Origin of the sequence: Thalassolituus sp. UBA2009 (assembly GCF_002335285.1) — a bacterium.
Lineage (GTDB): Bacteria > Pseudomonadota > Gammaproteobacteria > Pseudomonadales > Oceanobacteraceae > Venatoribacter > Venatoribacter alkanivorans.
In genome coordinates this window covers 23079-32245 of record NZ_DDCJ01000030.1, presented here as the reverse complement: position 1 = coordinate 32245, position 9167 = coordinate 23079, and the positions used below count along the sequence as shown (strand labels likewise).

Here is a 9167-nt window from a genome sequence, read left to right as displayed (position 1 = left end):
CTGCAGCACAGAGAAATCCATAAATATATCCGAGCGGTTACTGCTGACTGAGCGCCGGTTCTGCGAGCGCATGGAATATTCCTCGCCTCTTACCACCAGTGGCAGCCAGTGCGCCTGCTTACCATCAGAAATAACCCTGTTGCGCTGCAGATCAAAAATCTGTGCCTGCCCCTGCTCATCCTGAACCCAGTAAATATCGCTGCCGGCAAACGGCAGGCTGAGCGGAAACGCCCAGCCGCCATTATCATGATTAATCAGGCTGTGTAATTCATTCACCGTCGGCAGACGCCACTGATCCTGGCCACAGAAATGCTGCTGCGATAATGCCTCCAGACGCTGCTGCAGCGCATTCAGAGTCAGCGCGGTGGCCGATTCTTCGCTGACCAGCCAGCGCTGTCCCAGCTGCAGGTAATCGACACAGCCCCAGGCCTGCTCTTGATACGGCCGGTGCTGCCAGCGCAGTGGGGTGCCCCAGCGGTCGAGGCGCACCATACGTTGTTGTTCAGATAAATCGCCATGGCCAAAATCCGGCCGCTGATGCAGCAAGGCAAAACTGTCGGCCAGTGCCTGCTGATGACGCAGCTGAAAACCAATACGGTGTACCGGGCTGCGCGCCAGCACCTGTGCCAGTTGCCAGCTGCTCTGATAGTGCGTCAGCAGCGGTCCGGCAGGATGAGCCGCCGCTGTATCCGCACCGTCACTGATCCCCTCCAGCAAGACGGCATGCAGAATATTATGCAGCGGTTCCAGCTGTGGATTGGCCGGTTCGGCACGGCTGCCATTACTGAGGGCCGCACGGGCAGTGCTCAGTGCACTGAGCTGCAACTGCCCGTGCTCGTCCGGGCGACCACGTAAACGATAAGCGCCGGACCAGGCTTCGGCCCAGAGTCCGGCCGGAGCATCCTGTACTGGTCGCGGCAGGCGGAAGTGGCCGTCAGCTGCAACGCTTACCGCCTCACCCACAGGTTCATCATCAAACAGCCACTGCACCCGAAAACCAGACCAGTCGACCGTTGTTGCCGCCAGTGCCAGCTGCCCTTCAACCAGTGCACGTTCATGCAGTTGCGGAATCGGTGGCAGGGCCGAGAAGCCCAGACGCGGTTCAGCAGCGGATTTTACCTGCGGGGTTTTATCGGCCCGAGTGTCACTATCGCAACCTGTCAGCCCCGGCAGAGAAAGGGCAAACACAGCCATAACAGCCGGAAACCGGACAGAAGATGAAGGAAAATAACGACTGAACATAAGAAAACAACGACTTATGGAAAGCGCGCATTATTGCACGAATAAAAACCAATATTGCAGAACTGACTCTCGCTTAGGGGTAGTGAAGACCGTTTTACGGTTATCAGATCAGCGGGCCTGAAAGCGCCTGCTCACCCAGCCTTCCATCTGCAGTATCAGTAACAGTACGATGCCACAGCCCGCCGCCGCCAGCAGCGCTGCAATATCCGGCGCGCTGCTGTTAAAGGTACGCTGAAACAGCGGCAGCCAGTTAAATAAAGACTGCATCACAATCAGCGCCGCAATGGCCGCCCAGATCACCGGCGTACCTTTAAAACCCTGTAAGCTGATGGCCTGCCCCGGCGGGTAACGCACCGCAAACAGATAGAATAACTCCATCGCCACCAGCGCATTTACCGCCACGGTACTGGCAAAGGCTTCGCTGCCGGAATGCGCCATCCCCCAGTGCCAGGCGGCAAAAATACCGGCCAGAAACAGCAACGACACCTTCAGTACCTGCCAGGCAAGACGCCGGCTGAGCAGAGGCTCGAAGCGGGCACGGGGTGGCTGCTGCATCATGCCGGGTAAGGCCGGCTCAAACGCCAGAGTCATGGCCAGAATCACCGAGCTGATCATATTTACCCACAGAATCTGCAGCGCTGAAATCGGCAGGGTATGCCCCAGCAACAGCGCCACCACCAGACTAATGGATTCACCGCCGTTAATCGGCAGCATAAAGGCGATGCCTTTTTTCAGGTTCTGATAAACCGTGCGGCCTTCCTTAACCGCAGCCACCAGACTGGCAAAGTTGTCGTCCAGCAACACCACCGCCGAGGCTTCACGCGCCGCCTGCGAGCCTTTGTGTCCCATGGCAATGCCCACGTCGGCGGCTTTCAGTGCCGGCGCATCGTTCACGCCATCGCCGGTCATCGCCACCACGGCGCCGCCCTGATCATTAGCGCGCTGATTACCACTGTCAGCGCCAATATCAGCACTGCTCTGCAGCGCCTGCACCAGCCGCAGCTTATGTTCCGGACTGGTGCGGGCATAAACATTCACCCGCCCGACGCAATCCTGCAGCGCCTGATCATCCAGCTCGTCCAGTTGTTTGCCGGTCAGTACCTCAGCGCTGTTACTCAGCCCCAGCCTTGCCGCGATGGCACTGGCGGTCAGCGCGTGATCGCCGGTGATCATTTTCACCGCAATACCGGCGGCATGGCATTCCGCCACCGCAGCAATGGCTTCGGCGCGCGGCGGGTCCATTAAGCCGACCAGACCGATCAGCTGCAGCTCATTGAGATCGGACATTTCCAGCTCACTGCCGCTGTATTCTTTGCAGGCCAGAGCCAGTACCCGCTGGCCATCGGCGGCCAGCCGCTCAATCATCTCAAGCCAGTATCCGGTTTGCAGGGCCACGCTGTTACCGGCGTCATCCAGCTGCTGGCGGCAACGCTGCAGCAGTGCTTCCGGCGCGCCTTTTACCCACAGCACATGCCGCCCCTGATGGTTGTGATTCAGCGTTGCCATCAGGCGGTATTCGGCATCAAAGGGAATTTCGTCACGCCGTGGCCAGTGCTGCGCCAGACGCACCGGATCACCATCCAGCCGGTGGACCAGCACCTGCAACGCGGCTTCCATCGGGTCGCCGTGAATTTTTACCGTACCTTCGGCGGCCTGCAGACTGGCATCGTTACACAGTGCCGCCGCCAGCATCAGCGGTGTCTGCAGCGCTTCTGGCAAGGGTTCATCCAGTCCGCCATCGAGGGCGTAGCCATCACCGCGCACCTGGCGGTAATGAACGCCACAGGCCAGGGCCGCCACCATCATTTCGTTGCGTGTCAGGGTGCCGGTTTTATCCGAGCAGATCACCGACACCGCACCAATGGTTTCAATCGCCGGCATGCGCCGCACCACGGCCTGACGTTTGGCCATACGCCGCACTCCCACGGCCAGGGTAATCGACAGAATGGCGGGTAACCCTTCCGGAATAGCCGCCACCGTCAGACCGACAACGGCAATAAATAAATCGGCAAATGGCAGCCCGCTGAGCCAGTGGCCAAGCAGCAGAATCAGTAAGCCACCGGCCAGCACCAGCGTTGCCATCAGCCGCGCAAAGCGATCCATCTGTGCCAGCAGCGGGGTTTGTAAGCCGGTTGTTTGCTGCAATAAGCCTGAAATGCGGCCGATTTCTGAACGGCTGCCGGTGGCCACCACCACACCGCGGCCGGTACCGCGCACCACCAGCGTGCCGGAAAAGGCCATATTGGTCTGATCCCCCAGCGCACTGGCGGCGGCCAGAGCCTCTGGCTGTTTTTCCACCGCCAGCGATTCACCGGTCAGAATGGCCTCATCCAGACTCAGGCTGTGGCAACGTTCCAGACGGATATCCGCCGGAACCCGGTCGCCGGGTTCAAGCAGCACCGTATCGCCGGGCACCAGATCGGCGGCGGCAATGCGCTGGCTGTGACCATCGCGGATCACACTGGCCGCTGGTGCCAGCATATGGCGGATAGCCGCCAGCGCCTGTTCTGCACGGCCCTCCTGCACCAGCCCGATCAGCGCCTGGGAAATCACCACCGCCAGAATCACCACACTGTCGAGGGTGTGGCCAAGCAGCGCGGTAATTACCACCGCCGACAGCAGCACCAGAATCAGCAGATTACTGATCTGTGCCCATAAGCGCTGCCACCACGAACGTCCGCGCGCCTGCGGCAGACTGTTGCTGCCCAGTTGCTGTAACCGTGTTGCGGCTTCGCTGCTGCTAAGGCCCTCTTCCGGTGCCTGCAGCCGGGCGCGGATCTCGGCCACAGCAAGCTGGCTGGCCGCCATAGAGGTGGGGTCATCAACAAGCCGATCGGCGGTTTTGCGGTCGCGGGCAAGAGTCATAGCTTCGTCCTGAAATTAGGCTGTTCAGTGTGCCGTTTCTGCAGGAGATAGGGGTTGCGGCGGGTCAAGAATATGGCAGGCAAGTTACGCCAGTGGCGGCTACCGGCCGGAACCGACCAGCAACCACCGCGGCAGTGGATAACTCAGGCGCGGCTCATCGCCAGTGCGGTATCCAGCATACGGTGGGCAAAGCCCCATTCATTGTCGTACCAGGCCATCACATGCAGCAGATGGCCCTGTGCATGGGTATGGTTGGCATCAAAGATGGAGGACGCCGGATTGCCGTTAAAGTCGACCGACACCAGCGCACGGTCGTTGTAATCCAGTATGCTGCTGGTCGCTGCGGCAGCACGCATCACCGCGTTCACTTCATCGCGCGACGGCGTGTCGTGTACGCGCAGCACCAGATCCACCAGCGACACATTAGCGGTTGGCACGCGCACCGCCATACCGGCAATTTTGCCATCCAGCCCCGGCAGTACCAGACCAATGGCTTTGGCCGCACCGGTACGGGTCGGGATCATCGACAGCGCCGCCGCACGGGCGCGGTATAAATCATCATGACCCAGATCGAGCAGGTGCTGATCGTTGGTGTAGGCATGGATGGTGGTCATGCTGCCTTCTTCAATGCCGAACTGCTCGTGCAGTACCCGCGCCACCGGTGCCAGACAGTTGGTGGTGCAGGAAGCGTTGGAGACAATGCGGTCGCTGGCCTGCAGCACGTTATCGTTAACGCCGAACACCACCGTGGCATCGACATCTTCCGCCGGTGCTGAAATCAGCACTTTGCCGGCACCGGCATCCAGATGCGCCATGGATTTCACCGCACTGGTCATACGCCCTGAGCATTCCAGCACGATGTCGATATCCAGCTCGCCCCAGGGCAGCTTCAGCGGCTCGGCTTCGCGCAACAGCATGATGGCGTCATCCCCCAGTACCAGCAGACCGTCTTCGAGACGGATATCGGCGTTAAAGTGCCCATGCACTGAATCAAACTCCAGCAGGTGCGCACAGGTTTCGGCATCGCCCAGATCGTTGATCGCCACCACCTGTATCTGCTCGCGGAAACCCGACTGATACAGCGCCCGTAAAACATTGCGGCCAATACGGCCAAACCCGTTAATTGCTATCCGCAGCATAGTGACTCCGCACTGATGAATGTTTTATCAGTGTAGTTGCTGCGGCGTGAATGCCCGCTTGATCTGGCACAAAAGAACAACCTGTTGCAGGATCAATGGTTTGACCATACAGGCCGTTTCCGGTATTTTTCGCGGCCTTAACGTCGCTGTGTTTGTGGTAAGACCGAAGTCTTCCGGAAACTGACATTCCTGCTGAAACACCTTGCCCGCGCGCGGCAATAGAGCGGTTTCAGCCAGTCAGCGGAAGCCGGCCCCGGCACAGCCACTTCTTACTTAACCATCCGTTGTTTTACTGCCCCGCTCCTCCGGTGGTAATGCCAGACTCTGCTATGGCCGGATTGGTAACTGATTTTTGTGTATGACGACGGCCTGCTACCAGTCCCCTGAAGGGACTGAAAGTCACGGAAAAAACCCGTGTTGTGGTTGAAAGTTCGCCTCCCGGCGACTGCAATATACATTAGTAGTAGCTGTCTCATTAGCGGTTGTAAGCCGTAAGGGCGCTGTGTATAAAGCGTCGATTTATCCTTCCCCGCTGCCCCGGCCACAAGCCCCGGCAGAATTCAGGCCAGAAGGCTATCAGCCAATGTCCATGGGGACGCCAGTTGTCTGGCATGCACGCAGATTTTGATTTTCTGATTTAAAGGCGAAATCCATGACTATACAAAAAGTCGATGTGCTCCTCGTCGGAGGCGGGGTCATGAGTGCTACCCTGGGAACCCTGCTTACCAAGCTGGACCCATCACTCAAAATCACTATGGTCGAACGTCTGGACCATGTTGCTCACGAAAGTACCGACGGCTGGAACAACGCCGGTACCGGTCACGCAGGCTACTGCGAACTCAATTACACCGCCGAAGATGCCCAGGGCAATGTCGCCATTGACCGCGCACTGGTGATCAACGCCAACTTCGAAGTGTCGTTGCAGCTGTGGGCGCACATGGTGGAAAACGGCGTACTGCCGGAACCTACCCAGTTCATCAACCCGACACCGCATATGAGCTTTGTCTGGGGCGAAGATAACGTTGCCTTCCTGCGCCAGCGTCACGCCAAAATGAGCGCTCACCATCTGTTTAAAGAGATGGAATACAGCGAAGACCCGGCGGTGCTGCGTGAGTGGATGCCACTGGTGATGGAAGGACGTGACCCGTCCGAAAAAGTGGCGGCTACCCGCGTGCTGCACGGTGCCGATGTCGACTTCGGCTCGCTGACCCGCAATCTAGTAAAACGCCTGCAGGAAAAAGAAAGCTTCAGCCTGCTGCTGAACCATGAAGTGGATGATTTTGACCATTCCCACGACGGCAGCTGGTTTGTCCGCGTGAATGACCGCAAGAGCGGCAAAGCTTCAACAATTAATGCCAAATTCGTCTTCCTCGGTGCCGGCGGTGGCGCACTGCCATTGCTGCAGGCATCCGGTATCGACGAAGCCAACGGTTATGGCGGCTTCCCGGTTTCCGGCCAGTGGCTGGTATGTAAAGACCCGGCCATCGTCAGCCAGCACCACGCCAAGGTATATGGTAAAGCCGCTATCGGTGCGCCCCCGATGTCGGTACCGCATCTGGATACCCGTATCATCAATGGCGAACCAGCCCTGCTGTTCGGACCTTATGCCGGTTTTACCACCAAGTTCCTGAAAGCAGGCTCCAAGCTCGACCTGCTGAAATCGGTCAGCATCAGCAACCTGTTGCCGATGATGTCGGTTGGCATTAACAACATGGATCTGACCAAATACCTGATCAGCGAAGTGATGCAGTCACACGAAGACCGCGTAGCAACCCTGCGTGGTTACTTCCCGAGCTGCAAAGATGAAGACTGGACCCTGGCCGAAGCCGGACAGCGCGTACAGGTCATCAAGAAAGATGCTGAAGGCCGCGGTAAGCTGGAATTCGGTACCGAACTGGTCGCTGCCAAAGACGGCAGCTTAGCCGCTCTGCTTGGAGCTTCTCCGGGTGCATCGGTATCGGTACAGGCGATGATCGAAGTACTGGAACGCTGCTTTAAAGACAAAATGCAGAGCGAGTGGAAAGCCCGGTTAAAAGAGATTATTCCGTCCTATGGCGAAGATCTGAAAACCAACGAAGCCTTGCTGAACAGCATCCGCGAACATACGCTGACAACCCTGAAGCTGAAGTAATTTCAGCTTCAGCAGCAGTGCTGAAAATGCACAAAAAAGCGATATAAAAAAACGGCGTCTGTATTTCTACAGACGCCGTTTTTTTATGGGCTGTGATGTGCGGGCAAGCCCGCAACAGCACTTAACCGAAGTAGGAAATCATCACCCCGGCAGCGACCGCCGAACCGATAACACCAGCCACGTTCGGGCCCATCGCGTGCATCAGCAGGAAGTTCTGCGGGTTAGATTCCAGACCCACTTTGTTGGATACGCGGGCCGCCATCGGCACTGCCGATACACCAGCGGAACCAATCAGCGGGTTGATCGGCTCTTTGCTCAGCTTGTTCATCAGTTTTGCCATCAGAACACCAGCCGCAGTACCCACACAGAAAGCCACCAGACCCAGTGCAATAATGGCCAGCGTGCTGCCATTCAGGAAAGCGTCTGCGCTCATTTTGTAACCCACCGACAGACCGAGGAAGATGGTCACGATGTTGATCAGGGCGTTCTGCGCGGTATCGCTCAGACGCTCAACCACACCGGATTCTTTCATCAGGTTACCGAAGCAGAACATACCCAGCAGCGGCGCTGCAGAAGGCAGCAACAGAGCAACCAGAACCAGAACCGCAATCGGGAAAACGATCTTCTCGGCTTTGGTTACGGTGCGCAGCTGGCTCATGGCAATCTTACGCTCGTTTTCAGTGGTCAGCGCACGCATGATCGGTGGCTGAATCAGTGGCACCAGAGCCATGTAAGAGTAAGCCGCTACCGCAATCGCACCCAGCAGTTCAGGCGCCAGCTTGGAGGCAATAAAGATGGACGTCGGACCGTCCGCACCACCGATAATGCCAATCGCCGCAGCCTGCTGCATGGTGAAGTCCATCAGGCCGATATCGGTCATCCAGACAGCACCGAACAGCGTACCGAAAATACCAAACTGGGCGGCAGCGCCGAGCAGCAGGGTTTTCGGGTTGGCCAGCAGCGGGCCGAAGTCGGTCATCGCGCCCACACCCATAAAGATCAGCAGCGGAGCAATACCACTGGCAATAGTGACCTTATAAAAGGTGTACAGCATGCCGTGTTCGAAACCGGCGGCCGCACCCATGCTCAGCGCTTTGTTGTATTCGGCCACACCCGCGTGGTGATAAGCCTCCAGCATCGCGCCAACATCGGCATTGGCTGCCAGGCCAAACAGCTCGCGGAATTGCGCCAGCAGCGCCGCATCACCACCACGGATAGCGGCTTCGGCTGCAGACCAGCCCATACCCGCACCCGGAATGTTGACCATCAGCGTACCAACGGCAATCGGCAGCAGCAGCAAAGGCTCAAAGCCTTTTTTGATCGCCAGGAATAACATAGCGAAGCCGACCAGCATCATAATGATCTGGCCCGGTTCGATATGATAAAGCCCTGTATCGTGCCACAGGTTAATCAGACTATGCATGACAGCTCCTTACCCGATTGTGTACAGAGTGTCGCCCACTTTGACAGCTGAACCTTCTTTGGCATTTACGCTGCCAATGGTACCTGCCTTGGGTGCACGGATTTCGGTTTCCATTTTCATGGCTTCAAGAATGATCACCAGATCACCTTCTGCAACCTGATCACCAGGCTGAACCATCACTTTGAAAATGTTACCCGCCAGTGGCGAAGCCACCGGATCACCGCCACCGGCTGCAACCGGAGCAGCACCAGCAGCCGCGGCAGAACCACCCAGAGAGGTTGGCGCACCGTTAACCGCGGCCAGCTGAGTGACATCGCCGCCCTCATCGACTTTAACAACGTATTCGTTGCCATCGACGGTGATGGTG

General features: G+C 57.9%; 6 protein-coding genes. 1 reads left to right on the top strand and 5 read right to left on the bottom strand.

The features are described from left to right. The 3 genes from B3P58_RS03495 to gap all read right to left on the bottom strand — a co-directional run. Positions 1-1194, bottom strand: a 1194-nt coding sequence (locus B3P58_RS03495; RefSeq protein ID WP_286716096.1) for a DUF1566 domain-containing protein, incomplete at its 3' end; no start/stop codon positions are given. Positions 1195-1350: 156 nt separating this feature from the next. Beyond that, on the bottom strand, positions 1351-4107 hold the full coding sequence (locus B3P58_RS03490; protein ID WP_286716095.1) for a cation-translocating P-type ATPase: 2757 nt from the start codon (positions 4105-4107) through the stop codon (positions 1351-1353). 143 nt (positions 4108-4250) lie between these two features. Further along, positions 4251-5246 (bottom strand): type I glyceraldehyde-3-phosphate dehydrogenase, encoded by a 996-nt coding sequence (gene gap / locus B3P58_RS03485; protein ID WP_286716094.1) that lies wholly within the window; start codon positions 5244-5246, stop codon positions 4251-4253. A gap of 652 nt (positions 5247-5898) precedes the next feature. Here gap and mqo point away from each other — a divergent pair. Beyond that, complete coding sequence (mqo, locus tag B3P58_RS03480; RefSeq protein ID WP_286716093.1) at positions 5899-7377, top strand: malate dehydrogenase (quinone); 1479 nt, start codon at positions 5899-5901, stop codon at positions 7375-7377. Positions 7378-7498: 121 nt separating this feature from the next. Here mqo and B3P58_RS03475 read toward each other — a convergent pair whose 3' ends face one another. Together B3P58_RS03475 and B3P58_RS03470 are read right to left on the bottom strand one after the other, a co-directional pair. Next, the gene (locus B3P58_RS03475) at positions 7499-8800 is read right to left on the bottom strand and encodes a sodium ion-translocating decarboxylase subunit beta (RefSeq protein WP_260998668.1); all 1302 of its coding nucleotides are present in this window, start codon (positions 8798-8800) and stop codon (positions 7499-7501) included. Between the two features lie 9 nt (positions 8801-8809). Continuing rightward, positions 8810-9167, bottom strand: a 358-nt coding sequence (locus tag B3P58_RS03470) for a biotin/lipoyl-containing protein (protein WP_286716092.1), incomplete at its 5' end; no start/stop codon positions are given.